General features: G+C 71.4%; 30 protein-coding genes. 14 read left to right on the plus strand and 16 right to left on the minus strand.

What is annotated here, in order from left to right:
- Positions 1–30 precede the first annotated feature (30 nt).
- The 6 genes from ACQP2Y_RS43550 to ACQP2Y_RS43575 all read right to left on the minus strand — a co-directional run bounded on the left by ACQP2Y_RS43550 (position 31) and on the right by ACQP2Y_RS43575 (position 4,277).
- On the minus strand, positions 31–648 hold the full coding sequence (locus tag ACQP2Y_RS43550) for a MarC family protein (RefSeq protein ID WP_360545573.1): 618 nt from the start codon (positions 646–648) through the stop codon (positions 31–33).
- 51 nt (positions 649–699) lie between these two features.
- Positions 700–1,566, minus strand: a complete 867-nt coding sequence (locus ACQP2Y_RS43555; protein ID WP_433722370.1) for a PHP domain-containing protein — start codon at positions 1,564–1,566, stop codon at positions 700–702.
- A gap of 43 nt (positions 1,567–1,609) precedes the next feature.
- Complete coding sequence (locus ACQP2Y_RS43560; protein ID WP_433722372.1) at positions 1,610–2,473, minus strand: PH domain-containing protein; 864 nt, start codon at positions 2,471–2,473, stop codon at positions 1,610–1,612.
- A 9-nt stretch (positions 2,474–2,482) separates the two neighbouring features.
- Positions 2,483–2,641, minus strand: coding sequence for a hypothetical protein (locus ACQP2Y_RS43565; RefSeq protein ID WP_015625668.1), 159 nt, complete (start codon positions 2,639–2,641; stop codon positions 2,483–2,485).
- Between the two features lie 129 nt (positions 2,642–2,770).
- Complete coding sequence (locus tag ACQP2Y_RS43570) at positions 2,771–3,394, minus strand: DUF6758 family protein (RefSeq protein WP_433722374.1); 624 nt, start codon at positions 3,392–3,394, stop codon at positions 2,771–2,773.
- 145 nt (positions 3,395–3,539) lie between these two features.
- Positions 3,540–4,277 carry a TrmH family RNA methyltransferase gene (locus ACQP2Y_RS43575; RefSeq protein WP_433722376.1) on the minus strand — a complete coding sequence of 246 codons (738 nt, stop codon included), beginning with the start codon at positions 4,275–4,277 and terminating at the stop codon, positions 3,540–3,542.
- Positions 4,278–4,741: 464 nt separating this feature from the next.
- Here ACQP2Y_RS43575 and trxA point away from each other — a divergent pair, with 464 nt between their 5' ends.
- From trxA to ACQP2Y_RS43595, 4 genes are all read left to right on the plus strand, one after another.
- Complete coding sequence (gene trxA / locus ACQP2Y_RS43580) at positions 4,742–5,104, plus strand: thioredoxin (protein WP_212986446.1); 363 nt, start codon at positions 4,742–4,744, stop codon at positions 5,102–5,104.
- 127 nt (positions 5,105–5,231) lie between these two features.
- Positions 5,232–7,196 carry an intein-containing Rv2578c family radical SAM protein gene (locus tag ACQP2Y_RS43585; RefSeq protein ID WP_433722378.1) on the plus strand — a complete coding sequence of 655 codons (1,965 nt, stop codon included), beginning with the start codon at positions 5,232–5,234 and terminating at the stop codon, positions 7,194–7,196.
- Between the two features lie 29 nt (positions 7,197–7,225).
- Positions 7,226–7,633, plus strand: a complete 408-nt coding sequence (locus ACQP2Y_RS43590; protein WP_433722380.1) for a CoA-binding protein — start codon at positions 7,226–7,228, stop codon at positions 7,631–7,633.
- Between the two features lie 89 nt (positions 7,634–7,722).
- Positions 7,723–8,232, plus strand: a complete 510-nt coding sequence (locus ACQP2Y_RS43595) for a DUF4190 domain-containing protein (protein WP_433722382.1) — start codon at positions 7,723–7,725, stop codon at positions 8,230–8,232.
- Between the two features lie 47 nt (positions 8,233–8,279).
- Here ACQP2Y_RS43595 and ACQP2Y_RS43600 read toward each other — a convergent pair whose 3' ends face one another.
- A complete protein-coding gene (locus ACQP2Y_RS43600) occupies positions 8,280–9,227 on the minus strand; it encodes an SDR family NAD(P)-dependent oxidoreductase (protein ID WP_433722384.1) in 948 nt (315 codons plus the stop codon).
- A gap of 159 nt (positions 9,228–9,386) precedes the next feature.
- Between ACQP2Y_RS43600 and ACQP2Y_RS43605 the strand changes: the two genes are divergently transcribed.
- Complete coding sequence (locus tag ACQP2Y_RS43605) at positions 9,387–9,875, plus strand: DUF4190 domain-containing protein (protein WP_433722386.1); 489 nt, start codon at positions 9,387–9,389, stop codon at positions 9,873–9,875.
- A 44-nt stretch (positions 9,876–9,919) separates the two neighbouring features.
- Here ACQP2Y_RS43605 and ACQP2Y_RS43610 read toward each other — a convergent pair whose 3' ends face one another.
- Entirely contained in the window at positions 9,920–10,555 is a 636-nt protein-coding gene (locus ACQP2Y_RS43610; RefSeq protein WP_433722388.1) for a hypothetical protein, read from the minus strand.
- 63 nt (positions 10,556–10,618) lie between these two features.
- Positions 10,619–11,554 carry a DMT family transporter gene (locus tag ACQP2Y_RS43615; RefSeq protein WP_433722390.1) on the minus strand — a complete coding sequence of 312 codons (936 nt, stop codon included), beginning with the start codon at positions 11,552–11,554 and terminating at the stop codon, positions 10,619–10,621.
- Positions 11,555–11,686: 132 nt separating this feature from the next.
- On the opposite strand from ACQP2Y_RS43615, the gene ACQP2Y_RS43620 reads away from it, so the two are divergent.
- Complete coding sequence (locus ACQP2Y_RS43620) at positions 11,687–12,385, plus strand: HAD family hydrolase (RefSeq protein ID WP_360545595.1); 699 nt, start codon at positions 11,687–11,689, stop codon at positions 12,383–12,385.
- A 72-nt stretch (positions 12,386–12,457) separates the two neighbouring features.
- Positions 12,458–12,955, plus strand: a complete 498-nt coding sequence (locus tag ACQP2Y_RS43625; protein ID WP_433722393.1) for a hypothetical protein — start codon at positions 12,458–12,460, stop codon at positions 12,953–12,955.
- A gap of 160 nt (positions 12,956–13,115) precedes the next feature.
- Here the strand turns inward: ACQP2Y_RS43625 and ACQP2Y_RS43630 are convergent, their stop codons facing one another.
- On the minus strand, positions 13,116–13,988 hold the full coding sequence (locus ACQP2Y_RS43630) for a PhzF family phenazine biosynthesis protein (RefSeq protein ID WP_433722395.1): 873 nt from the start codon (positions 13,986–13,988) through the stop codon (positions 13,116–13,118).
- A 33-nt stretch (positions 13,989–14,021) separates the two neighbouring features.
- Between ACQP2Y_RS43630 and ACQP2Y_RS43635 the strand changes: the two genes are divergently transcribed.
- The 3 genes from ACQP2Y_RS43635 to ACQP2Y_RS43645 are packed head-to-tail and all read left to right on the plus strand — an operon-like array spanning position 14,022 to position 17,020.
- Entirely contained in the window at positions 14,022–15,329 is a 1,308-nt protein-coding gene (locus ACQP2Y_RS43635; RefSeq protein ID WP_433732337.1) for a magnesium transporter MgtE N-terminal domain-containing protein, read from the plus strand.
- On the plus strand, positions 15,326–15,850 hold the full coding sequence (locus ACQP2Y_RS43640; protein ID WP_360822910.1) for a DUF1003 domain-containing protein: 525 nt from the start codon (positions 15,326–15,328) through the stop codon (positions 15,848–15,850). The genes ACQP2Y_RS43635 and ACQP2Y_RS43640 overlap by 4 nt, the downstream gene beginning before the upstream one ends.
- A gap of 21 nt (positions 15,851–15,871) precedes the next feature.
- Positions 15,872–17,020 (plus strand): Mrp/NBP35 family ATP-binding protein, encoded by a 1,149-nt coding sequence (locus ACQP2Y_RS43645; protein ID WP_433722397.1) that lies wholly within the window; start codon positions 15,872–15,874, stop codon positions 17,018–17,020.
- 3 nt (positions 17,021–17,023) lie between these two features.
- Here ACQP2Y_RS43645 and ACQP2Y_RS43650 read toward each other — a convergent pair whose 3' ends face one another.
- Both ACQP2Y_RS43650 and ACQP2Y_RS43655 read right to left on the minus strand, forming a co-directional pair.
- On the minus strand, positions 17,024–17,437 hold the full coding sequence (locus ACQP2Y_RS43650) for a preprotein translocase subunit TatB (RefSeq protein ID WP_433722399.1): 414 nt from the start codon (positions 17,435–17,437) through the stop codon (positions 17,024–17,026).
- Between the two features lie 79 nt (positions 17,438–17,516).
- Positions 17,517–18,782 (minus strand): S1C family serine protease, encoded by a 1,266-nt coding sequence (locus tag ACQP2Y_RS43655; protein ID WP_360822919.1) that lies wholly within the window; start codon positions 18,780–18,782, stop codon positions 17,517–17,519.
- 260 nt (positions 18,783–19,042) lie between these two features.
- Here ACQP2Y_RS43655 and ACQP2Y_RS43660 point away from each other — a divergent pair, with 260 nt between their 5' ends.
- Positions 19,043–19,651 (plus strand): O-methyltransferase, encoded by a 609-nt coding sequence (locus tag ACQP2Y_RS43660; RefSeq protein ID WP_360822922.1) that lies wholly within the window; start codon positions 19,043–19,045, stop codon positions 19,649–19,651.
- Here ACQP2Y_RS43660 and ACQP2Y_RS43665 read toward each other — a convergent pair.
- Both ACQP2Y_RS43665 and ACQP2Y_RS43670 read right to left on the minus strand, forming a co-directional pair.
- Entirely contained in the window at positions 19,641–21,077 is a 1,437-nt protein-coding gene (locus tag ACQP2Y_RS43665; RefSeq protein ID WP_433722402.1) for a leucyl aminopeptidase family protein, read from the minus strand. The genes ACQP2Y_RS43660 and ACQP2Y_RS43665 overlap by 11 nt on opposite strands.
- Positions 21,078–21,153: 76 nt before the next feature.
- Positions 21,154–21,321 (minus strand): DUF3117 domain-containing protein, encoded by a 168-nt coding sequence (locus ACQP2Y_RS43670; protein ID WP_015625691.1) that lies wholly within the window; start codon positions 21,319–21,321, stop codon positions 21,154–21,156.
- 292 nt (positions 21,322–21,613) lie between these two features.
- Between ACQP2Y_RS43670 and ACQP2Y_RS43675 the strand changes: the two genes are divergently transcribed.
- The 3 genes from ACQP2Y_RS43675 to ACQP2Y_RS43685 all read left to right on the plus strand — a co-directional run bounded on the left by ACQP2Y_RS43675 (position 21,614) and on the right by ACQP2Y_RS43685 (position 24,137).
- Entirely contained in the window at positions 21,614–22,426 is an 813-nt protein-coding gene (locus tag ACQP2Y_RS43675; RefSeq protein WP_433722405.1) for a PaaX family transcriptional regulator, read from the plus strand.
- Positions 22,423–23,211 carry an enoyl-CoA hydratase-related protein gene (locus ACQP2Y_RS43680; RefSeq protein ID WP_433722407.1) on the plus strand — a complete coding sequence of 263 codons (789 nt, stop codon included), beginning with the start codon at positions 22,423–22,425 and terminating at the stop codon, positions 23,209–23,211. Before ACQP2Y_RS43675 ends, ACQP2Y_RS43680 begins: the two co-directional genes overlap by 4 nt.
- Before the next feature lie 128 nt (positions 23,212–23,339).
- A complete protein-coding gene (locus ACQP2Y_RS43685; RefSeq protein WP_433722409.1) occupies positions 23,340–24,137 on the plus strand; it encodes a S1 family peptidase in 798 nt (265 codons plus the stop codon).
- Between the two features lie 67 nt (positions 24,138–24,204).
- On the opposite strand, the gene ACQP2Y_RS43690 is transcribed toward ACQP2Y_RS43685, so the two are convergent.
- Positions 24,205–24,762 carry a hypothetical protein gene (locus tag ACQP2Y_RS43690; RefSeq protein WP_433722411.1) on the minus strand — a complete coding sequence of 186 codons (558 nt, stop codon included), beginning with the start codon at positions 24,760–24,762 and terminating at the stop codon, positions 24,205–24,207.
- Positions 24,763–25,102: 340 nt separating this feature from the next.
- A complete protein-coding gene (locus ACQP2Y_RS43695; RefSeq protein WP_433722413.1) occupies positions 25,103–25,693 on the minus strand; it encodes a DNA-3-methyladenine glycosylase I in 591 nt (196 codons plus the stop codon).
- Between the last annotated feature and the right edge of the window lie 23 nt (positions 25,694–25,716).

The raw sequence follows: 25,716 nt of genomic DNA on the forward strand, positions 1-25,716 counted from the left end.
GGTAATCCTGCCAGCACCCTGTGACAAGAATCAGGCCGCGGCCGTGTACAACTCCACGAAGGCCGCGACCGCGTCCGCGATGAGCTGCACCGCGATGGCCGCCAGGAGCAGACCGGCGATGCGGGTGAGCACCTCGATGCCGCCGGGGCGCAGCAGCTTGACGATGCCGCCGGAGAAGCGCAGCACCAGCCAGACCGTCATCATGACCGCGAGGATGCCGAGGCCGATCACGGTGTAGTCGTTCAGCCCGTCCGCGCGCTGCACGAACAGCATGGTGGCGACGATCGCACCCGGGCCGGCCAGCAGCGGCGTGCCCAGCGGCACCAGGGCCACGTTGGTCGTGCCGCCCTGCTCGGAGGGCTCGTCGGTCTTGCCGGTCAGCAGCTGCAACGCCACCAGGACCAGCAGCAGCCCGCCCGCGCCCTGCAGCGCGGGCAACTGGACGTGCAGGTAGTCGAGCAGCGTCTGGCCGGCCACCGCGAAGATCACGATCACGCCCAGCGCCAGCAGCACCGCCTGGGTGCCGGCGCGCGTGCGCTCCTTGGCGGGCAGCGTGCCGGTCAGGGCCAGGAACACCGGCACCATGCCCGGCGGGTCGACGATCACCAGGAGGGTCACGAAGACCTCGCCGAACAACTTCAGATTCACGGGATCAACCTAGGCGCCCGCGCGGAACGATGCCCTGAACTGCGGCGACCGTCACCCCAGCACAGGAACGCCGCTCGCGGCCGCGACAATCTGCTCGTACGCGGAAGGGTCGGTGGTGAAAGCACCCAGCCGGACCGTCTTGTGGGTGCCGTGGAAGTCCGACGAGCCGGTGACGACCAGGCCGAGCTCCTCGGCCAGCGCGCGCACGTGAACGCGCTGCGCGACCGTGTGGTCCTCGTGGTCGGCCTCCAGGCCGAACAGACCCGCGGCGGCCAGCTCCACGATCAGTTTGTCCGGCACGATGCGGCCGCGCACGGTCGCGTTCGGGTGGGCGAAGACCGGCACTCCGCCGGCGGCCCGGACGGTCCGCACGGCCTCGAAAACGTCAAGATCGGCTTTGGGTACGAAGTAGCGGGCGCCCAGCCACCGGGAAGCGAACGCCTCGCTCGTGGTGCGGACCAGCCCGGCCCGGATCAGCGCCTGGGCGATGTGCGGCCGCCCGACCGATCCGCCCGCCGCGTAACCGCTGACCTCGGGCCAGCTGATGTCCACCCCGTCCGCGCGGAGCAATCCGACGATCTTCTCCGCGCGCTGCTCCCGGTCGCTGCGCAGCCGGATCAGGTCGGCGGCCAGGGCCGGATCCTCAGGATCGAAGAGGTACGCCAGCAGGTGCAGCGGGATGGCCGGCTCCACGCCGTACCACCGGCAGGAGAGCTCGGCGCCGCGGACCAGTGCCAGACCGGGCGGGCGCGCCGCCTCGGCCGCCGCCCAGCCGCCGGTGGTGTCGTGATCCGTGATGGCCATCACGTCCAGGCCGGCCCGGGCACCCGCGGCCACCAGCTCGGCCGGGGTCAGCGTGCCGTCGCTGGCGGTCGAATGGCAGTGCAGGTCGATGCTGGGCCGGTCGATTCTGGTCACCCGAAGACGCTACCGGGTGGCCGCCGCGCAGCACTGAGGAGCGTCAGGCGTCGTCGCCCGCGTCACCGTCCTTGCCCAACCGGGCCTCGACCGCCTGCGGCTCGTACATCTCCTCGACGACGCGCAGGTACAGCTCGTTGGGGTTGGGCAGGTGCTTGACCTCGCGCAGCGCCTGGTCCTGACCGGCCGACTCCAGCACGAACGTGCCGTAGCTGAGCATGCGGCCCAGGGCGGACTGCTCGTACTTCATGTCGGTGACCCGCAGCAGCGGCATCATGGCGACCTTGCGGGTGATGATGCCGTTGACCACCATGACCCGCTTGTTGGTCAGGATGAACCGGTCGAAATACCAGTCGCCGACCTTCCAGGCGACCCAGCCCATGACGCCGAGCCAGATCAGCACGGCCGCGGTGACCAGGCCGTCGATCTCCTGGCGGGTCAGGAAGCCGGCGAGGTAACCGAGCAGCAGGGTCGAGCCGATGCCGACCAGCAGCGGAGTGGACAGATGGATCCAGTGCCGCTTCCACTCGCCGCGGTAGCGCTCGGTCGGGAAGAGGTAGCGGGAGACCAGTGTGGTCGGCTCGTCCTCCAGCGGCAGCACCCGGCGGGGTCCACCCGGGACACCGGAGCCCTCCCCGCCTAGGCCCTGGAGCTCTTCCTCGGTGAAGACGGGGGCGTCGTACTCACCCGGGTCGCGGTACTCCTCGTCGCGCGGATCGCTCCCGTAGCCCGCGCTCGGCGAATAGCCGGCGTCGGGTGAGTAGCCGGGGCCGGCTGATGCCACGCCCCGGCGGTACTCGGGACCGTCGTCGCGAAACGCCGGATCGTTGTAGCCGAAGGTGTCGTCGTCGTCGCGAGGGCGGCGCGCACCCTCGTCTTCAGGTTGCCGCGGCTCGCCAGGACCCATCAGGTGATGTTAAGCGACGAGGTTGGTGAAGAACGTTCCGAAACCACGGGCGATGTCCCCGATGGTGTCGCCCAGGGACTCGAACACCGCGGCGGCCGAGTTCGGGTTGAAGGCGATGAAGAAGATCAAGAATGCGATGCCAAGCCAGGTGAGAACCTTCTTGATCATGGCGGGCCTTCTCCTCCGTTGCGGGTGACGGTCATCGCCGCGGCAACACTCACGGTATCAGTTCAACTGCGCTCTGTGAACATTGTGCCCGAAAAGCCGATGGCGTTCCCGCAGGTCAGGCCTTCGAGTTCAGGCCTTGCCGTGCAGGTACGGGCTCGGCGCTCCGTACACGAGCTCGGGCGGCACCCCGTCGGACAGGTCGTGCAGGACGACATGCTCGGCCAGGAAGTAGCCCGCGCTTGCCGGCCACGCTACCGCATAGAGCCACATTCCTTTGGCTTCACTCACATAGGCGCTGCGATCTTCCGGAGACTTCACGCACCACAGTGGAGTCGGGTGCCCGCCGACCCTGATCTTGGCGTGCGGGCCGGCGTGTCCACCCGCGTCACACTCGCCCAGGGCCCGGGTGATCAGGTGGCCGGGATCGATGCCCGGGATGCCGGCGAAGCGGGTCCCCAGCCCCACGCCCGGCTGCTCGGCGATCAGCACGAGGTCGGCCGGGCCACCGCCCAGCGGGTCCGGGCCGCTGCAGGACAGAGCCGTCGCCCGTACGCCGGAACGCTCGTCGCCCGCCCAGCCGACACCGGTGACCATCCACCCGGGCGGCAACGGCCACGGGCACCACAGCGGCATGTGGTCGACCGTGGGCGCCACCCGCCGCCGCACGCTGTCGAGGATCTCCGGGCCGATGTGCTCCGCCACGTGGAACGGAGAGACGTCGCCACAGTTGTCGCAGCGCCAATCACTGTGCATCAGGTCCGGCGGCCGGACCTGCGCAGCACAACGGGGGCAACTCACTGTGACACCCACCCTCTTAAGGTGGGGCCCGGCCGGGTCGCCGTCAAGCGAATCGGCAGAACCGGGTCAAGCCGTTCGCCCACCGGGCCGTCCGCGATGATCACCCGGGCGGAGGACCCGCGTGGGCGCGTACCCAGGAATGCATCGCGATGCCGCTCGCCACGCCCGCGTTGATCGAGCGCGTGGAGCCGTACTGGGCGATCGAGAAGAGTGCGCTGCACGCGGCGCGGGCGGCAGCGGAGAGCCCGGGGCCCTCCTGGCCGAAGATCAGCACGCATTCCCGCGGCAGGGTGACCGTCTCCATCGGGCGCGAGCCCGGCAGGTTGTCGATGCCGATGATCGGCAGCCCCGCGGCCGCCGCCCAGGCGGCGAACTCCTCGATCGTCGGATGGTGCCGCACGTGCTGATAGCGATCCGTGACCATGGCGCCCCGCCTGTTCCACCGCCGTAGGCCGACGATGTGGACCTCGGCGGCGAGGAAGGCGTTGGCGTTGCGCACCACGGTGCCGATGTTGAAATCGTGCTGCCAGTTCTCGATCGCCACGTGGAAGCCGTGCCGGTGCCGGTCGAGGTCGGCGACGATGGCCTCGCGGCGCCAGTAGCGGTACCGGTCGACGACATTGCGCCGATCGCCCTGCGCGAGCAGCTCGGGGTCGTAATGATGGTCTGCGGGCCAGGCACCGGGCCAGGGGCCGACGCCGACCTCGAGCTCGGGCTCGGACTCCGCCTCAGGACCGGCCGGGCTGAGCGGCGCGGCCGCGCTGAGCGGTGCCGCTGGACCCGACGGCGCCGCCGGGCTCAAGGGTGCGGCCGGGCTCAAGGGATCTTCGGCGGTCATGGTCGAGCAGGCTATCCAGGGGCTCGCGGGCCACACCTGGGGGGAGACGCAATGAGCGGCGGGGCCCTCCCCGGCACCCGCCGCCCACGCTCTGTTGAGAAAGAGTTTGCCTTACCCTCCGTATCGATGTGAAGGGTTCCCAACAGTGAGCCAAGTCACATTTAACTTTGTTACCTATTACCTTCGGTGGTTACCTCGTCGTTATCAAGCTGCGGTAGGCGGTCCTCAGACCGGGTATCGAGGCAGCCTGATGCGCAAACTGGACGACACACGGTTGTTCACAACTGAGAGCGCTCTCCCTACTTTGGGTTACGCTGAGTCGCTCAAGGTCCACGCCGCGACCGCAAAAGGTGCCTCAGACCACGTGTCGCCGGCGCCGACGGCGGGAATCACTGGAGACGTGAGCAGGTTGGACCGCACGTAGGCCAATTTCCCGTGGCCTTTTTCCCGTGGACGGAGAGATCATGGCGACCGTTGCGCTGACCACAGAGAATTTCGACGAGGTGACCGGCAAGGACGGCATCGTCCTGGTCGACTTCTGGGCCAGCTGGTGCGGGCCCTGCGTCCGCTTCGCGCCGACGTACGAGCGTTCCTCGGAGAAGCACACCGAGATCACCTTCGGCAAGGTCGACACCGAGGCCCAGCAGGAGCTGGCCGCGAAGTTCGACATCCGCTCGATCCCGACGATCATGGCAGTGCGCGACGGCGTCATCGTCTTCTCGCAGCCCGGCGCCCTCCCCGAGTCCGCGCTGGAGAGCCTGATCGAGCAGGTCGAGAAGCTCGACATGGACGACGTGCGCAAGCAGCTGGCCGCGCACAACCACTGACCCGCGAGGTCACCGGCGCCGCGGACCTTGAAGGTCCGCGGCGCTTTCGTGTCCGGCCACACTTCTTTCCGGTACGGCTTCCCGGTGCGGGTAGACAGTGGATCGAACATGTGTTCGAATCTTCGCCATGCGATGGTCACACCTGTCGGCCCCGGCCGGCGACGACTCGCTCCCGGACAGGGCAGCGCCGGCGGCCCCACCCCTGCCACTGGCGCTGCCCGGCGCGACCGTCCGCACCTTCGACACGCCCGGGTTCGCCGGCATGACGTTCTACGAGATCCGGGCGAAGTCCCTGATCAACAAGGTGCCCGGCGCGTCCCGGGTGCCCTTCGAATGGACGATCAATCCCTATCGGGGCTGCTCGCACGCCTGCTCCTACTGCCTGAGCGGCGACACCCCGATCCTGCTGGCCGACGGGTCGACCCGCCCGCTGTCGCAGGTGCAGGTCGGCGACGCGGTGCTGGGCACGATGGGCGCCGGCCCGCACCGGCGCTATGTGCCGACCACGGTGCTCGACCACTGGACCACCAGCAAGCCGGCCTTCCGGGTCACCCTGGCCGACGGCACCCGCCTGGTCTCCAGCGGTGATCACCGCTTCCTCACCGACCGCGGCTGGCGGCACGTCAGCCCGGCCGAGCCCGGTCTCCCGGCCCTCGCGGTGGGCGACCGGCTGTCCGGCGTGGGCGGCTTCGCCGACGCGCCGAAGGAGTCCCCCGACTACCGCACCGGCTACCTCTGCGGCCTGGTCCGTGGCGACGCCGGGGCCTTGGCCGGCGCCCGGGAGAGCGACGCCTGGATCCGCGCGGACTCCTATCTCGAAGACATCCCGATGCACGTGGCGCTGCGCTGGCCGGAGCTCCCGTCCGGCAGCTGGTATCGCGGCTTCCTGGCCGGCGCGTTCGGCGCGACCGGCTACACCGACCGGCTGGCCGTCGTCTTCACCAGCCGCGACCAGGGCTTCCTGGACCGGATCACGGACGCCCTGACCCACCTCGGCCTGCCCAGCCGCCGCCCGCCGCACCCGCAGCTCGGCGAGGTCTACTCCGTCGAGGTCGCCCGCGACCTGTGGGCCGCCCTGCGCTTCCGCCACCTGACCGGGGTGAGCGGGGCACCGCTGGACGCGGCCGGGGTCGGGGTGCGCAGCGAGCCGCAGCTCACCGTGGCCGACATCGAGGACCTGGGCCTGACCCTGCCGCTCTACGACATCACCACCGGCACGGGCGACTTCATCGCCGACGGCGTGGTGAGCCACAACTGCTTCGCCCGCAACACCCACACGTACCTCGACCTGGACGCCGGCCACGACTTCGACTCCAAGGTGGTCGTCAAGGTCAACGCGGGTGAGCTGGTCCGCCGCGAGCTGGCCGCCCCACGATGGTCCGGCGCGCCCATCGCCATGGGCACCAACGTGGACGTCTACCAGCGCGCCGAGGGCCGCTACCGCCTGATGCCGCCGATCCTGACGGCCCTGCGCGACTTCGCCAACCCGTTCTCGATCCTGACCAAGGGCACGCTGATCCTGCGCGACCTGGAGCTGCTGCGGCAGGCGGCCACGGTCACCGACGTCAGCCTGTCGATGTCGATCGGCTTCGTCGACGAGCGGATGTGGCGGGCCGTCGAGTCCGGCACCCCGAGCCCACGCCGGCGCCTCGACGCGGTGGCCCGCCTGACCGACGCCGGCTTCTCGGTGGGGGTCCTGATGGCCCCGATCCTTCCCGGCCTGACCGACTCGGACGAGTCCATCGAGGAGACCGTCGCGGCCATCGCCGCCGCCGGCGCGGCCAGCGTCTCCCCGCTGGTGCTGCACCTGCGACCGGGCGCCCGCGAGTGGTACGCGGCGTGGCTCACCCGTGAGCACCCCGAGCTGGCGCCGCGCTATCGCGAGCTGTTCCGGACCGGCTCGTACGCACCGCAGTCGTTCCAGAAGGAGATCGGCGCGCGGGTGCGGATGGCAGCCCGGCGGCACGGACTGCACCGGGCGGCGATGGGCGAGGCCCGCACGGCCGGCGCAAACGTGGCACCGGCGGCGGCATACGGAGTGACCGGCACGACTGTCCGTGAAGCTGAGCCCCAGCAACTGACCCTGCTGTGACCCGGCCGCGCCTGGCTAGAGTCGGGGGTATGAGGAGTGCACAGCAGATCCTGGCCGAGGCGAACGTCATTGCCGTGGTCGGGGCCTCTCGGGATCCGCACAAACCGTCGCACACCGTGCCGTTGCAGATGCTCCGGTACGGGTGGCGCATCATCCCGGTCAACCCGTTCGTCGACGAGATCTTCGGGGTCCGCACCGTGCCCACGCTCGCCGACCTGGACGAGCCCGTCGACCTGGTCGACATCTTCCGGCCCGCCGCCGACGCGCTGGAGATCGTGCGGCAGGCCGTCGCCATCAAGGCGCCCGCTGTCTGGTTGCAGACCGGCATCGTCTCCGCCGAGGCCCGCCGGATCGCGACCGAGGCCGGGATGGACTACGTCGAGGACCGCTGCCTGGCCGTCGAACGGGCAGTCGGTCAGCTCACCAAGTTGTCCTGAGCCGATCCGGCAGGTCGGATACCCTGCGTCGGGTCCCCTCGACTACGCCCCGGCTAGTACCGTGCCGGGGTGAACGAGGAGGACCTCTGATGACTTACCCGCCGCCCGGTGGTACGCCGGATCCATATCAGCCCCAGCAGCCCTACGGGCAGCAGCCGGGTTACGACCCCAGTTCGCCCTACTCGCAGGACCCCTATGCGGCTCCTGCCAGCGGCGCGCCGTCCAGCGGGCAGCCGTACGGGCAGCAGCCGCCCTACGGTGCCCCGTCCAGCGGACAGCCCTACGGCCAGCCGCAGTACGGCCAGCAGCAGCCCGGCTACGGCCAGCCGTACGCGCAGCAGCCCTACACCCCGCAGGCGCCGACCAACACCATGGCCATCCTGGCTCTGGTCTTCGCCTTCGTGTTCGCGCCCGCCGCGATCGTCATGGGGCACGTCGCCAAGAAGCAGATCCGGCAGACCGGCGAGTCCGGTGAGGGCCTGGCCACCGCCGGCCTCTGGCTGGGTTACATCTTCACCAGCATCTACGTGCTGATCTGTGCCTTCTACATCGTCGTGGCGATCTTCGCGATCGGCTCGTCCGGCACCACGACCTACTGACGTACGGCCGCCCGGTGGACCAGCGTCCACCGGGCGTTCCGGCGTGCTCAGCGAAACTCTGCCTCGCGAACGCTGTTGCCGCCGTCGACCACGAGCATCTGCCCGGTGATGTACGACGCCGCGGGCGAGCACAGGAAGGCGATCGCCGCCGCCACCTCGTCCGGCGTGCCCGGGCGCCCGATCGGGGTGCCGAGGCCCTGCTTGATCTCCGTGACGGTGGACGCGGCCGTGTAGATCGTGCCCGGCGCCACGCAGTTGACGTTGATGCCGTCGGCCACCAGCTCCATCGCCAGCGCCCGGGTCAGGCCGACGACGCCCGACTTCGCCGCGGCGTAGGCGGCCTCGGTGGGCAGGGCGTTGATCGGGCCCGCGGTCGCCGCCAGGTTCACGATGCGGCCCCAGCCCTGCTCCGACATGCCGCCCACGAACGCTCGGCTGCACAGGAACGCGGTGCTCAGGTTCCGGTCGATCTCGGCGCGCCACTCGTCGTACGTGAGCTGGGCGACCGGGCGCAGCACCTCGGGGCTGGTCCGGCTGGCCAGGCCCGCGTTGTTAACCAGCACCTCGACGTCACCGAGCTGGTCGAGGACCGCGTCGGCGAGCGCACCGACCTCGGCCTCGTCGGTGAGATCGGCCACGAAACCGGTGACCCCCAGCTCGGACGCGCGTTCGTGGATGCGCCGCGTGGTCGACACGATCGCCACCCGGGCACCGAGGTCGCGTAGCCGGCGCGCGGTCGCGTACCCGATGCCGTCCGGGCTGCCGGCGCCGGTGACCAGCGCGACCTTTCCGTCCAGGCGCATTGTCACGGGGCCCTCCTCCGGCTCGGTCACGGGGTCGTCCTGGGCGGAACCGGACTCGGCGACCGGATCGGGCCCCAGGTCCTGCTCAGGCTCGGAACTGGGCGCGGCAGACCGGGGCCGGCGGCCGGCCGCCGGGCGGGTGGCGTCCCGCCTCGAGCGGCTGCCGCTGGCGGTACGGGCGTCGAAGACCATGCGGCGATCCTGCCCGCTCCCGCGAGCCGGGGCAAACATCGGACCACCGTGGCGCGCGGCGACCGCACACCGCGCACAACCAGGCACGCGGTGTGCGCGGCGCCGTGACACGGCCGCCTATTCTGGCGGGCGCAGATGCAGCGCCGGACGGAGGCAGTCATGACCTATCCACCGCCGCCCGGACCGGACGGCACCTATCCGCCACCACCGGATCCGCCGATCCAGGCGTATCAACCGCCCCCGCCCAACCCGCAGCAGTACGGCTACGACTACCCGGCACCCCAGATCCAGGGGTACGGCGTCCCGCCCGCGCCGGGTTACGACTACGGCAACTCCGGCAGCCCGTACTCCCAGCAGGGCTATCCGTACGCGCCGGCCCGGCCGACCGAGGGCCTGGCGATCGCGTCCCTGGTCGTGTCCTGCGCCGGGGTGGCCGGCCTGTGCCTCTGGTCGATCGGCGGGCTGCTCGGCATCGTCGGTGCGATCCTCGGCCACGTGGCCCGCAGCCGGATTCGCGCCACGGGTGCGGGCGGGGCCGGCCTGGCGCTGGCCGGCATCATCGTCGGCTGGGTCGTCACCGCGATCGCGGTGCTCGGCATCGCCGTCTTCGTCATCTTCCTGGTCAGAGACTCCGGCAGCACCTACTGAGAGCTGCTGAGGGGCTCAGCCGCCGGGTTGAGCTCGCTGAGGGCTCAGCCGCCGGGCTGGGGCGCGGTCGGCACGCCGGGCTCGGCCAGCGGGACCACCGGGCCCTGCTCGACGAAGATCAGCGGCGCGGTCCGCCCGTAACGCCGCGGCATGGCCTCGCGCGCCCGCTCGACGTCGCGGGTGCCGATCTCCACGCCCCGGCCGTCGTGGCGGGCCACCACGCTGGAGATGCGGACGCCGTCGGCCTGCCACGCATCGAGGTCGGCGACGATCCGGTCGTGCCAGCCGGTGAGCTCGGCCAGGCTGTGCGCCGTGTCGCGGACCACGATGCAGGTGTCCTGGGCGCTCTGCCGGATGAAGTCGTCGAACGCGGCCGACGGCACCCGGTGGACGATCGCGCGTACCCGTTCCTGGTCGACCTCCAGACCGGCGTAGCTGCCGGCGTGCTCGGCGCGGCCACCCGCGTCGATGCGGGCCATCGCCGCCTCCAGCTCCGGGGGTGTCGCCGGCAGCACCCGCCCGCCCATCGTGACGGTCGCCGGGCGGCGGGAGAACTCACAGCCGGCCGTAATCCAGCCTCCGGTCAGGCCGGGCTCGGGGATCTCCGGCTCACCGCAGGAGCTGGTCACGAGCACCGCCCCGAGCAGCAGGCAGCAGAGCCGGTATCGACAGCGGCGCATCTCATCCCACCTCTCTACCGCGCGCGGCGGTAGTTCGCCAGGTTCAACGAGGAGAGCCGGGCGTCAGCGCGGGGTGGGATCCGCCACGTCGGCCAGCGAGGCCGTGGTCCGGCGCCGCTCCCGGCTGCCGCCGAGCACCACGACAGCCACCCCGAGCATCAGCAGCGCCAGCCCCGGCAGGGCCACCAGCCGCGGTGTCTGCCCCAGCCAGGCCCAGGCCAGCAGGGCCGCGCCGGGCACCTCGAGCAGGATCAGCACGCTGACCTTGGTGGCCGAGGTCCGTTCGAGGGCGTAGTTGAACATCGAGTGCCCGAGCAGCTGGGCGCCGACCACCAGAGCCAGGATCGCCGCCCAGGTGCGGCCGTCGTAGCCGTGCAGCTCCACCCTGGCCACCAGGCAGACCACGAGCAGGATCGCCGCGCAGGTGCCGTAGCAGACCCAGGTGTACGTGGTGGTGCTCAGCCGGGACCGGGCCCGTTCCCCGAACGCCGTGTAGATCGCCGCGGCGATCGCGCCCAGCAGGGCCAGGACATCCGCGAGGACGGCCTGCGCCGAAACGCCGATGTCGAGTCCGGTCGCCCAGACCGTGCCCGCCACGGCCAGGCCGATGCCCGTCCAGCCGGCCGCCGACGGGCGCCGGCCCTGCGCCATCGCGATCAGTCCCTGCCAGACCGGCTGGGTCGCGACCAGCGCCGTGGCCGTGGCCACGGACCCGAGCTGCACGCTGGGCATCCAGGTCGCGAAGTGCAGCGCCAACGCCACCCCGGCCAGGACCGCGAAGAGCCCGGTGCGGCTGCGCAGGGTCGCCAGCTCCGCCCGGCGCGGGCCGGCTGTGATCGGCGTCAGCGCGGCGAAGGCCAGGCCGTTGCGCCAGAACGCCACGGCCAGCGCCGGAGCCGCCACGAAAGCGATCAGTGGGGCCGAGGTCGAGACGGCGAGGACCGCCACGGCCAGGGCCGCCCCGGTCAGCCACGGAGGCCGTTCGCGGGGTGACTGCATATTCATCCCTCGCCGTCGCTTCTTGCATACCTACACATCACAGTTTGTCGACCTCAGTTGAGCGGAAAGTGAGCCAGTCGTTACGCTCGCCGCCGATGCATTTCCGTCAATCCCTCAGGAGAGTGGTTTTCGATGCCCGCGTTCCAAGCGGTCGTGTTCGACTTTTTCGGCACGCTGACCCGTTCCGTGCGGAGGGGGCCCCAGCACGCCGACATCGCTCGGGCGCTGGGCTGTGATCCCGACGCGGTGCTGAGCGTCCTGGATCGTACGTTCCAGGTCCGGGCCCGCGGTGATCTCGGGTCGGCCGAGGCGACTCTGCGCTGGGTGACCGAGCAGGCCGGGGGCCGGCCGCGTACCGCCCAGCTGCAGGCCGCGGTGCCGGCCCGGGTCGATGCGCTGAAGGCGGACACGCGGCTGCGTGCTGACGCGGAGAGCGTTCTCCGGGCCGTCAAGCAGCGTGGCCTGCGCACCGCGCTGATCAGCGACTGCACCCACGAACTGCCTGCCTTCCTGCCGAGCATGCCGATCGCCCCGCTGCTCGACGTGAACGTCTTCTCCGTCGAGGTCGGCCGGTGCAAGCCGGACCCGCTGATCTATCTGGAGGCGTGCTGGCGGATGCGGGTGGCCCCCGAGGACTGCCTGTACATCGGTGACGGCGGCAGCCGCGAACTCACCGGGGCCGCTGCTGTCGGGATGACCGCCGTCCGGCTGGCGGCTCCCGACCTGGCCGACCACTTGGTGTTCGACGCGGACGATGACTTCGCCGGGCCCAGCGTGCCGTCGCTGACCGCCGTGCTGGATCTGCTTGATCCCGTACCCGCCCTGACCTGATTGCATGCAGGATGCATCAAGCCCTCGCGGACGCGGCCGGGCGCCGGCCGGGCCGCGTGCGAGGATGACCGGGTGACGACCGAGCTCGTGGCTGAGGCGATCAAGAAGGCCGGCATCGCCTGGATCAACGCACCCGGCGGCCCGTCCCTCGCCCTGTGGGTCATGCCGCTCGACGGCGCACTCATCCTGGTCTGCGGCCCCGGCGAGCAGGCCGCACCCGGTCTGGCCGAGGCGAGCCGCGCCTCGGTGCGCCTGCGCGGCGACAACGGCGGCCTGATCGTGATCGTCGAAGCGCAGGTCGAGCGGCTCACCCCGGGCTCCGAGGAGTGGACCGAGATCGCCCCGCAGCTTGCCGGCAAGCGCCTCAACGCGAGCGGCACCGCTGAGGAACTGGTCGCGCGCTGGGCCGAGACCGGCTGCGCGGTCCTGCGCCTGACTCCGGTCGACGAGCCCGTCGCTGCCCCGCACCTGCCGACCGGCTCGCAGGCGGAGCCGCCGCGCGAGACCCCGGCGCGCATCAAGGTCCGTCGCCCGTTCCGCCTGCACCGCGTACGCAAGCGCAAGCCGTAGGCGGACCGCCCGAAAGACCAAGGTCAAGGGCTTGCTGTCCCAGGTCCGTCGGGGTGCGAGCCGTCGCTCCCGCGGGCCCCGGGCGGGCCCGGCCAATCGCCTGGCGGCTCATGAACGGCCGAGCCCACCCTGCCGGCTGCGTGCTCGCAAGACCCGGCGGTCAGCCCACGAACGGTGGCACCTTGATCTCGCCCTGGGCCACCGGGATCACATGGCCGGAGACCGTGGCGAGCGTCGCCGCGCCACCCGTCGCCGTCACCGTGCACTCCAGCAGGGACGGCCGGTGCATCTCGATGCCCTGATGCACCGTGTACGACGTCGTCCCCTCCTCCGGCAGCCAGCCCCGGGCCACCAGCCACACGCCCAGCCCCAGGGCCGCCGAGCCGGTCGCCGGGTCCTCGGGCACCGACACACCCGGGCAGAACACCCGCACGTACGCCGTCCGCACGGCCTGCTCCCAGGCGAAGACGCTGATGCCCGTCACGCCCAGCGCGCGGGCTCGCGCCGGGTCGGCCCACGCGCGGGCCAACGCTTCCCGACGCACCGGCAGGAACACGAATTCCAGTCCGCAGCCGGCCGCCGCCGGTTCCGCCGCCGCCCCGGCGAAGTCGTCCGCCGTCAGGCCCACCAGATCCAGCAGGTCCCGGGCCGGCAGCGGCGCGCCCAGCGTCGGCTTGCCGCCGGTCAGCGTCGCCACGTCCGAGCCCACCGTGATGGGCAGCATCCCGGCGCCGCACTCCTGCACCACCTGCCCCGGCTGGGCCAGGCCGCGCCGGACCGAGGTCACGGCGGCGCCGACGCTCGGGTGGCCTGCGAACGGCAGCTCCGTCTCCGGAGTGAAGATCCGCGCCCGGTACGTCGCACCTGCCGTCGACGGCAGCACGAAGACTGTCTCCGAAAGGTTGAACTCCCGGGCCAGTGTCTGCATCTGGTCGCCGGCCAGCGCCTCGGCGCCGAAGACCACGGCCAGCGGGTTTCCGGCGAAGGGGCGGTCGGTGAACACGTCGACGATCTCGTACGCCACGGTAGACATGGTTCGACGCTAACTTAGGCTGGTGCGGTGACCATGGGGAGCAGGGTTTATCTGGCGCGGCTCGCGGCGCTGCCCGTTTTCGACCCCAACGGCGATCGGGTCGGCCGGGTGCGCGACGCCGTGCTGCGGTTACGCACCACCAACAGGCCGCCGCAGGTCGTCGGTCTCGTCGCCGAGATGGCGTTGCGCCGCCGCATCTTCCTGCCGATCGGCCGGGTGACCTCGATGGACGCCGAGGCCGTCGTGCTCAGCACCGGCATGCTCAACCTGCGCCGGTTCGAGAAGCGGCCCAACGAGCTGCTGGTGCTCGAGGAGGTGCTGGACCGGCGGGTCACGGTCGAGCCGGAGGACCGGCAGGGTCCCGGCACCACCGGCACGGTCGTGGACCTGGGCATGGAGCTCAACCGCAACAACGAGTGGCTGATCACCCGGGTGGCCGTCCGCCAGCACACCGGCCGGCTGGCCCGGCGCGGGCACACGTACCAGGTGGAGTACGACCGGATCCGCGGCCTGGTCGGGCCGACCGACACCCAGGGCACCTCCAATCTCGTCGCCCTGCTCGAACAGATGCGGCCCGCGGACATGGCGAACGCCCTGCAGGATCTCGCCGACGCACGGCGCAACGAGGTCGCCGCGGCGCTGAGCGACCGGACGCTGGCCGACGTGCTCGAGGAGCTGCCGGAGCACGACCAGGTGGAGATCCTGATCCAGCTGGACCGGGAACGCGCCGCCGACGTCCTGGAACGGATGGACCCGGACGACGCCGCCGACCTGCTCGCCGAGCTGCCCCAGGCCGAGCAGGCCGTGCTGCTCGACCTGATGGAGCCGGAAGAGGCGGCGCCGGTGCGGCAGCTGATGAGCTACACCCCCGGCACCGCCGGCTCGGTGATGACCTCGGAACCGGTGATCCTCACCCCGGACACCACGGTGGCCGAGGCGCTGGCCCGGATCCGCGAGCCGGAGCTGTCCCCGGTCGTCGCCGCCCAGGTCTTCGTGGCCCGGGCACCTTCGGCCACCCCCAGCGGCAAGTATCTCGGCATGGTCCACTTCCAGCGGCTGCTGCGTGAGCCGCCCTCGTCGATCCTGGGTGGCCTGATCGAGACGGACATAGATCCGCTGACGCCCGAGACCAACCTCACCGAGATCACCCGGCGGATGGCGACCTACGACATGGTGGCGATGCCGGTGGTCGACACCGCGTACCGGCTGGTGGGGGCGGTGACCGTGGACGACGTGCTGGACCACTCGCTGCCGCGCGACTGGCGTGACCGCGACGCCCAGGACGCCAAGGACGAGGCCGAGGCGCTGCTGCGCCAGGCCCACCCGGAGACGGGCTCATGACCGAGCCGCGCCGGGACCGTCTCGACCAGCCGATCGAGCCGGGCCGGGTCCGCCTGCCCCGCTTCGACCCGGAGGCCTTCGGACGCTGGTCGGAGAGCATCGCCCGGTACATGGGCACGGCGAAGTTCATCGTCTACATGACGATCATCATCGGCGCCTGGTTCGCCTGGAACACCCTGGCGCCCAAGGACATGCGCTTCGACCCGTACACGTTCACGTTCCTGACCTTGATCCTGTCCTTGCAGGCTTCCTACGCCGCGCCGCTCATCCTGCTCGCGCAGAACCGCCAGGCCGACCGGGACCGCCTGACGATGGAGGAGGACCGCCGGCGCGCGGCGATGCAGAAGGCCGACACCGAGTATCTGGCCCGCGAGATCGCCTCGCTGCGGATCGCCGTCGGCGAGGTGGCGACCCGCGACTTCCTGCGCTCGGAGCTGGCCCGGCTCGCCGACGAACTCGACGAGGCTGCCCATCGACGGCAGAAGCTGGAACGTAAGGAGTGGGAGGAGGAGCGGACCTGAGTGCGACGTAGCATGGTCGTCATGTCCGCACCAGCCCCCACCATCGAGGACGCGATCCAGGCGGCCCTCGCCACCGTCGACGATCCCGAGATCCGCCGCCCGATCACCGAGCTCGGCATGGTCAAGGGCTTCACCGTCGCCGGGTCCGGTGTGAAGGTCGAGCTGCTGCTCACCGTCGCCGGTTGCCCGCTGCGCGACAAGCTCACCAACGACATCACCGCCGCGGTCACCGCGATCCCCGGGATCACCACCGTGGAGATCGACTTCGGCGTCATGACCGAGGAGCAGCGCAAGTCCCTGCAGGCCACGCTGCGCGGCGGCGGCGAGTCCGCCGAGCCGGTCATCCCGTTCGCCCAGCCGGGTTCCAAGACCCGGGTGTACGCGGTGGCCAGCGGCAAGGGCGGCGTGGGCAAGTCCAGCGTCACGGTCAACCTGGCCGCCGCCCTGGCCCAGCGCGGGCTGTCGGTCGGTGTGGTCGACGCCGACATCTACGGCCACTCGGTGCCCCGCATGCTCGGCGTCGAGGGCCGGCCCACCCGGGTCGAGGACATGATCATGCCGCCGCAGTCGCACGGCGTGAAGGTCATCTCGATCGGCATGTTCACCTCGGGCAACGCCGCCGTGGTGTGGCGCGGGCCGATGCTGCACCGGGCCCTGCAGCAGTTCCTCGCCGACGTCTTCTGGGGCGACCTGGACGTGCTGCTGCTGGACCTGCCGCCGGGCACCGGTGACGTGGCCATCTCGCTGGCCCAGCTGCTGCCCAACGCCGAGATCCTGGTCGTGACCACGCCGCAGATGGCCGCGGCCGAGGTGGCCGAGCGGGCCGGGGCGATCGTCCAGCAGACCCACCAGCGGCTCGTCGGCGTGGTGGAGAACATGTCCTGGCTCGAGCTGCCCGACGGCAGCCGCATGGAGGTCTTCGGTGCCGGTGGCGGCCAGACGGTGGCCGACTCGCTGACCAAGACGGTGGGCGCCTCGGTGCCGCTGCTGGGTCAGATCCCGCTGGACACCCGGGTCCGCGAGGCCGGCGACGCCGGCACGCCGGTGGTGCTGGCCGACCCGGAGTCACCGGCGGCCAAGGCGCTGGACGCGGTCGCGGACCGGCTCGCCATCCGGCGGGAGTCGCTGGTCGGCAAGCCGCTGGGCCTGCTGGTCAACGCCCGCAAGTAGGGCCTACGTAGCGTCCAGATCGAATCTGCGCGGCGCCGGGGTGGACTTCTCCACCGCGGCGCCGTTGCTCTGTGCCTTCAGGTCCGCGGCGGAGGCGACCTCGTCGAGGTCCGATTTCACGCCGTTCAGGTCGCTCTTGACGTCCTCGAAGAGGCCCTGCAACGGCTTGCGGATGGCCTGCTCGTCGTCCTCGCTCAGCAGATGCTTGCGGATGAACGCCTTCGGGTGCAGGTCCTGCAGCTGGATGTCGGTGCCCAGCTCACGGCTCAGGTCGGTGGTGGCGTTCTGGGCCATCGCCCGCAGGCCGCGCAGCATCCGCAGGCCGTCACCGATCACCTTGGGCAGGCGCTCACCGAAGATCAGCAGCGCGAGCATCAGCAGGGCGCCGATCTCCCACCAGTTGAGGTTCTCGAACACGCGCGGACCTCCCTCGTCGCGTACCTGAGCAAGAGTACGCACGCACTCTGTGTCTGCGCCGCCCGCCCATGAGGACGGTTCACTTCGCGTCGGCCGCCAGGGTCACGGAAGCCGTCTGGGTCTTGGTGCCGCGCCGGTATTCCACGGCGACGACCGATTCCGGGGCGTACTTGCGGACCAGCGCGATCAGGTCGGTGCCGTCCTCCAGCAGGTGACCGTTGATCTTGGTGATCACGTCGCCGGACTTCAGCCCGGCCGTGGCCGCCGGACCGGTGGGCTGGACCGAGCGCAGCCGGGCCCCGGACGAGCCCGCGGAGCCGGAGGTCCCACCGGTGGAGACCTCGGCGCCGATCACCGTGCGGCGGGCCTTGCCGTGGTCGATGATCTCGCGGGCGACCCGCATGGCCTGGTTGATCGGGATGGCGAAGGCCAGGCCGATGTTGCCGGCCTCGGTGTCGCTGCCGCCGACGGACCGGATCACCGAGTTCATGCCGACCACCCGGCCGGCCGCGTCGACCAGCGGGCCACCGGAGTTGCCCTGGTTGACCGCCGCGTCGGTCTGGATGGCCGCGTAGTAGCGGACCGTGCCGCCCGGGTCGCCGGCCTGAATGGTGCGGTCCAGGGCGCTCACGATGCCGGAGGTGACGGTGTTGACCAGAGCCAGCGGCGAACCGAAAGCGAGCACAGGGTCACCGACAGCAATGGAGTCCGAGTCGCCAAGTGAGACAGCCGTCACACTCTTCTTTGCGACTTTGATCACTGCGATGTCCGATTCGGGGTCCCGCCCGACCACGGTCGCCGAGGCAGTGGAGCCATCGCTGAAGGACACCGACATGGAATCGTTCGCGCCCTCGACCACGTGGTCGTTGGTCACCACGTAGCCGTCGGGGGAGATCACGAAGCCCGAACCGATCGCGCCGGTGACCCGGACGGTGACCACGCTGGGGAGCACCTGCTTGGCCACACCGGCCAGCGAATCGGGGGCCCGCTGGGCTGCCGACGGGGCGGCCAGCGGCGTGCCGCCGAGCTGGGTGCCGCCGCCGACGCCGCTGCGGGTGGCGAACACGAAGCCCAGCGTGCCGCCGAGACCACCGGCCAGCAACGCGGTGACCAGGCAGATGAGCAGCACCGGGGTCATCGACCGGCGCGGCGCGTCCGGATTGACGACAGGCTCGGGCTGCGGCCCGGTGCTGACCGGGGCGGTGGGCACGACCACCGCCGACGGTGCGTACGGATCCCGCCACGGATCAGTCAGCGCGTCGGACCACCACGGCGACCCGGCCGACGCTCCAGGCGTTGCGGACGGCGGCGGTTGAGGCTGGCGCCAGTTCCAGCCGTCGGTCACGTCGGTGCCTCCCCTGGTCGGTACCGGAGCGCCGGGCTCCGGCATCCAGGATGACACGGATCGGTGGAGATCATCCGGTCAGTGGGACCCCGGGCCCGGGCCCGCCGCTTTCCGCCGCCGAAGTCCCGGTGCGCGAAGGGTGAGCATCGCTCTACGCTCATACCCGATGTGCACCGGTTCCGGACTGCGCATCCCCTCTCCAGACGGAGGTCGTCATCGTCACCGCAGCCCGATCGTTCGGCGCCCCGACCGCGCAGTCGGTGCAGTTCACCGAGGCCTACGCCGCCGAGGACATCGTCCTGCAGACCGCCCGCAACCTCGCCCACGAGGTCGGCCTGGCGGCCGTCTCCCCCGGCGCGGGGTCCGTGCTGAGCGTGCTCGCCGCGGCGGGCAGCGCCAAGGCGGTCGTCGAGATCGGCACCGGTACGGGCGTCAGCGGCGTCTGGCTGCTCCGCGGCATGCGCGCGGACGGAGTCCTGACCACGATCGACGTGGAGAACGAGCACCAGCGCATCGCCCGGAGGATCTTCCAGGAGGCGGGCTTCGCGGCGTCACGGACCCGGATCATCACCGGCCGCGCGCTGGACGTGCTGCCCCGCCTCGCCGACGGCGTCTACGACCTGATCTTCGTGGACGCGGACGCCACCGAGTTCGGCGCCTGCGCCGACGCCGCCCTACGGCTGCTGCGCCGCGGCGGGATCCTGGTGGTCAACGGCGCACTGGCCGGCGGCCGGATCAGCGACCCCTCGGCCCGCGACGTCGACACGATCACGATCCGCGAAACGGTCAAGGCCGTCCGCGAGTCGGAGGAATGGATCCCGGCCCTGATCCCAGCCGGCGGCGGCCTCCTGACCGCCGTCAAGCGCTAACCAACCACCGCAACAGGGTTCGGGTGCCCCAGCCGGTGGCGCCGCTGGTGAGGTCGCCGTCGTCCGCGGCGGCCCAGCTGGGCGCTGACATGTCGATGTGGGCCCAGCGGTCCAGGTGGTCGCCCAGGAACTCGCTCAGGAACAGCGCCGCCACCACCGAGCCCGCGCCGCGCGCCGGTGAGCTGTGCCGGTCGGCGATGTCGCTCTGCAGGTATTCCAGGTAGTCGCCGGGCAGCGGCAGGCGCCACATCGCCTCGCCCGCGGCAGCTCCGGCGGCTGCCAGCGCCGCGGCGAGCTCGTCGTTGTGGCTGTACAGGGCCGCGGTGCGCTTGCCCAGGGCGACCGCGTTCGCGCCGGTCAGCGTGGCCAGGTCGACCACCACGTCCGGGTTCAGCTCGGCCACGGCGTACGCCAGGGCGTCGGCCAGGACCAGCCGGCCCTCGGCGTCGGAGTTGGTGCTCTCGGAGGTCGTGCCGTCGTACTGGGTGATGACGTCGCCCGGCCGGTAGGCCGAGCCGCTGATCGCGTTTTCCGCCAGCGGCGCGAGCGTGGTGACGCGTACGGGAAGGTGCAGATCGGCGGCACCCAGGGTGGCCGCGACGACGGCTGCGGCCCCGCTCATGTCCTTTTTCATCAGTTTCATGGCGTCGCGGCTCTTGATCGAGATGCCGCCGGTGTCGAACGTGATTCCCTTGCCCACGAGGACCACATGGCGGGACGCACCGGCCGGCTGCCAGCTCATCTCCAGCAGCCGGGGCGGGCTCGCGGAGCCGGCGCCGACGGCCAGGATGCCGCCGAAGCCCTCCGCGGCGAGCTGCTCCGGCTCGCGGACGGTCACCGTCAGGCCCGGGCGTGTCGCCGCCTCGGCGACGATCTGCGCGGCGAACCAGGCCGGGTTCTTCACCGAGGCCGGCATGTTGGCCAGGTCGCGGGCGAGCCAGGTCGCGGCGGCGGTCACCCGGGCTGTCTCGAGGCTCTGGGCGTAGCTGCCCGGGTCGTCGACCCGGATGGTGAACTCGGTGCTCCGGGGCCCGGTGGGGGCGTCCCGGAAGCGGTAGGAGCCGAACCAGAGGCCCTCGGCCAGCCCACGCAACGCCTCGGCGGGGACGCCAGGGCCCAGCTCGATCTGCACCTGCTCCTCGGGGCGTACGGCTCGGGCGATCGCGGCGCCGGCGGCACGCCAGCCGGCCTCGTCGCCGGGGCCGACCCCGGCCAGCAGAACTCTCGCGGGTCGCCGCGTCGGGCGCGGCAGCGTCTGCACCGCGCCGGGTCGTCCGGGATCATCCGCGCTGCTCAGCAGGGCGAGGACCTCGGCTTCCAGCTCGGCGCCGGCAGCGCCGGCACCCGTCGGCAGGCCGTCGGCGCCGACCGCGAGCACGCGGGTGGAATCGTCGGCGGACCCGGGCGTCAGCCTGATCGCGAACACTGGAGGATGACCTTTCCGCAAGACGTGGAAAGCCCGCCGGTACGGCAGGTACCGTACCGGCGGGCCACGTGAAACGTCAGCCGGCGATCGCCTTCAACGCGTCACCAAGCGCGTTGGCCTCGTCCGGAGTCATCTCAACGACGAGACGGCCACCACCCTCCAGCGGGACGCGCATGACGATCCCGCGTCCTTCCTTGGTGACCTCCAGCGGACCATCGCCCGTCCGCGGCTTCATCGCCGCCATCTTGTCTCCCCTCAGACCTACATCAGGGTCGCGGTGGGTTACCCCACAGCCACTTCGTCAACGCACCGTGCTCAGCCCCACGGTGCGCCGTACCTCGTATCCGACCGGCGGAGTCGCCCCCGCTGGACCGACCCGAGACCGCAGCGCTGCGAGCCTCGCCCGACGTCACGCGACGTGGCCCACCGTGCCGATCAAACATTTTCCCTGATGAACACCGGCGAACCCAAACCCAGCCCGGGCTGATGTGACAGCGTCTAGCATATCGCCTTTCAGGCTGTCACAATGTGCGGTCATGCAGGCGCGGTCGGCACTCTTCGACCTCTACGGCGACTATCTGCGCCCGAGAGGCGGCCGCGCGCCGGTCGCAGCCCTCGTCAAACTGCTCGCACCGGTCGGCATCGCCCCGCCCGCGGTCCGCACCGCGGTCTCCCGGATGGTGCGTCAGGGCTGGTTGCACCCTATGCGACTGGTCTCCGGCCCGGGCTATCTGCTCACCCCGAAAGCTGCGCGCCGGCTCGACGAGGCGGCGGCCCGGATCTACCGGACCGGGCGCAACGGCTGGGACGGACGCTTCGATCTCGTTCTCACGCACGCCCCGGTCCCGCGCCGGGAAGCGAAACGACTGACTTTTCTGGGGTACGGCATGTTGGGCGAGTTGGCCTGGGTCGCCCCGCGCGCCACGGACGAGGTCGACACCGTCCTGGCCGATGCCGGGGTCGGCTACGAGCGGTTCAGCGCCAGCCACGCGGCCGGCTCACCGGGAGCGGCCGAGGTGGTCGGACGCGCCTGGGACCTCACCGAGATCGGCCGGGCGTACGAGGACTTCATCGCCACTCAGCGCCCGATCGTCACGGCGGTCAACGCCCGCAGTTCCGACGAGGAGGCGTACGCGGCCCGCTTCCAGCTCGTGCACGCCTGGCGCTCGTTCCTGTTCCGCGACCCTCAGCTGCCCCCGGCCCTGCTGCCCGCCCGCTGGCCCGGCGCCAGCGCGGCCACGTTCTTCGACCGGCACGCGGCCCGGTTGCGACCGGCCGCCGACCGCTACGTGGAGAGGTGCCTGGCGTCGGTGTCACGAGGCGGACGTGTGGGATTCTCAGACTCATGACGGACTCCTTGCTTGTCGACCGCACCGACGCTGTCGTCACCCTCACCCTGAACCGGCCCGACGCCATGAACGCCCTCGACGTGGACCTCAAGGAGGCCCTGCGGGACACGCTGGCGTCGATCGAGACCGACCGGTCCATCCGGGCGGTCGTGCTGGCCGGGGCGGGCAAGGCCTTCTGTGTGGGCCAGGATCTCCGCGAGCACGCCCGCGACCTGGACAAGGGCGCCACCGAGCTGGACACCGTGCGGCAGCACTACAACCCGATCGCGCAGCGGCTGGCCAGCCTGCCCAAGCCGGTGGTCGCGGCGGTCCGGGGCACGGCGGCCGGGGCGGGCGCGTCGCTGGCGCTGCTGGCCGACTTCCGCATCGGCGGCCCGCGGACCACCTTCCTGATGGCCTTCGCCAACGTCGGCCTGGCCGGCGACACCGGGGTGAGCTGGTCGCTGCCGCACATCGTGGGCCGCGCCCGGGCGCTGGAGTTGCTCCTGCTGGCCCAGCCGGTGCGCGCCCAGGAAAGCTTCGACTACGGCCTGCTCACCCAGCTGGTCGACGACGACGAGCAGGTGCTGCCGACCGCGCAGGAGCTGGCCGCCCGGCTCGCCGCCGGCCCGACGGTGGCGTACGCGGCCATCAAGCGCGAGCTCTCCATCGGTACGGCCGGCTCGCTCTCCGACGCGCTCGCCGCCGAGGCCCAGGCGCAGGCGATCTGCGGGCGTACGGCTGACCACCAGGCGGCGGTGACGTCGTTCGTGGCGAAGGAGAAGCCGGTCTTCGAGGGCCGGTGATCTTCCTGCGAGGTAGCGCCGACGGTATGAGTATTTCGGGATACCCGCATCAATGCAGGTAAATGTTTGACTTCCCCCATCGAGATGAGGTGCAGCCGCAGGGCGCATCTCGGGCTGGGGAGGTCTGGATGGCAAGGTGGCGCAGGATCCTGAGCGGGGCGGCAGCCGCTCTGACGGTGGCCGCGATGGGCAGCCTGATGCAGTCGTCGCCCGCGGCGGCCGCCCCCGACGGCCCGGACATGGTCGTCGGCGGCACCACGGCCACGCAGGGTGAGTTCCCGTTCATGGTCCGGCTGTCGATGGGCTGCGGCGGCGCGCTCTACAGCCCGACCCTGGTGCTGACAGCGGCCCACTGCGTGAACGGCACCGGCACGAACACGTCGATCACCGCGACGATCGGTGTCGTCGACCTCCAGTCGACGAGCAAGGTCACCCGCAAGTCGAACTACGTGTACCGGGCCCCCGGCTACAACGGCAACGGCAAGGACTGGGCGCTGATCCGCCTGGCCAGCCCGGTGACCGGCTTCGCGACCCTGCCGATCGCCAAGACCACCGCGTACGACTCGGGCACGTTCACGATCGCCGGCTGGGGTGCCGCGACCGAGGGCGGCGGCCAGCAGCGCTACATGCGCAAGGCGACCGTGCCGTTCGTCAGCGACACCACCTGTAACTCCAGCACGATGTACAACGGCCAGATCATCGCCAGCAACGAGATCTGCGCGGGCTACGCCGCCGGCGGCGTGGACACCTGCCAGGGCGACTCGGGCGGCCCGATGTTCCGCCGCGACTCGGCCAACGCCTGGGTCCAGGTCGGCATCGTCAGCTGGGGCGACGGCTGCGCCCGGCGCAACAAGCCCGGCGTCTACACCCAGGTGAGCTACTTCGCCGCGACGATCGCCTCGGCGGCCTCGAGCCTCGGCGGCTGATCCTGAAGGACAGACACGCGAACGGGCCCGGAGCTTGCCGCTCCGGGCCCGTTGCGCTGTGCGCCGATCAGTCGTCGTCCTCGTCCTCTTCCGGGTCCTGGTTGGCCTGCTCACCCAGCACGAACGCCTGCATGGCCAGCTCGTCGCCGGACGGCGAGACGAACGTCGGCAGCTCGGCCGGGCCCAGCTCCAGCACGTACGACCAGAACTGCCGCACCGCCTCGGCCGGGGTGGCGGCCTCGATCGGCAGGTCCAGGCTGACCAGCCAGGTCTGCCGGTCCGGGCCGGCGTTCAACCGGGCGGCGAACCGCTCGTACTGCTCCTCGTCGATCTCGGCGACCGGCTCGGCCAGCTTGAGCTCACCGGCCGGCACCGGCTCGTCGAAGGACCGCCGGGTGTAGGTGACGGCCAGCTCGGGCACGCCGTGCGCACCCCGCCGGGCCGGCACCCCGTCGACCACCCCGAGCGCCACCACCTGCGGCGCCTGCTCGTCCGCGACCAGCAGGACCCGGTCGCCGGCCGCCGGTTGCACGCCGGCCAGGCCCGCCACGGTCAGGGTGTCGTGATGGAACAACCGCTCGGTCGCCCACCGATCCGCTGGAATGATCACCGCCCACTGCGCCATACGCACCATCACATCACGAGCGCCCGGACCACCCGGCGCGGGCTCAGACGGGGAGGGTGCAGCTGTCGCTCACGCTGCCGGTCCCGCACGACAAGCGGGCCGAGGGCGCCGGGTGCCGGGCCTGGCACTGAGGAGGTCGGCGCGACGCCTGAGCGGGCCGCTGACGGCCGCACGGGACTGCGATGACCTCGGGGCCTGACTTCGCGAGCGGAAGCCCGCACACGCCCGCTGATCAAGCGTGGGCGCTGATAAAGCGTGACGAGGCGCCGCACGGCTGCGGCTCGGGCCGTCCGGAGCGCAGCCGCCCCGTCCGGAGGCCCCGCGCGGCACAGCCCGCCGGTCAGGGGCGGACCGGCGGGACGAAGCAGCCGGCCAGGTGGTCGTCGACCATGCCGGTCGCCTGCATCAGGGCGTAGGCCGTCGTCGGGCCGACGAACTTGAACCCGCGCTTCTTCAGTTCCTTGGCCAGCGCGATCGACTCCGGCGTGGTCGCCGGGACGTCCGCGCGGGTCGCCGGGCGGGGCCGGGGCGGCGGCGCATAGGACCAGAGCAGGGCGGCCAGGCCGTCCGGCAGGTCGGCGGCCACCCGGGCGTTGTGCAGGGCCGCGTCGACCTTCATCCGGTTGCGGACGATGCCCGGGTCCGCCATCAGCCGGGTCGCGTCCGCCTCGGAGAACGCGGCGACCGCCGCAATCGAGAAGCCCGCGAACGCCGCCCGGAAGGCCGGGCGTTTGCGCAGGATGGTGATCCAGGAGAGCCCCGACTGGAACGCCTCCAGGGTCATCCGCTCGAACAGCGCGTCGTCACCGTGGACCGGGCGGCCCCACTCGAGGTCGTGGTAGGGCAGGTAGTCGGGCGTGCTGCCGCCCCATCCGCATCTGGCCCGGCCGTCCGCCCCGACGACCAGGCCCGCGGCGGTCACGTCTGTCATGCCGGAAACCGTACGAGGTCCCT

The organism is Actinoplanes sp. CA-051413, from assembly GCF_050955795.1.
Lineage (GTDB): Bacteria > Actinomycetota > Actinomycetes > Mycobacteriales > Micromonosporaceae > Actinoplanes.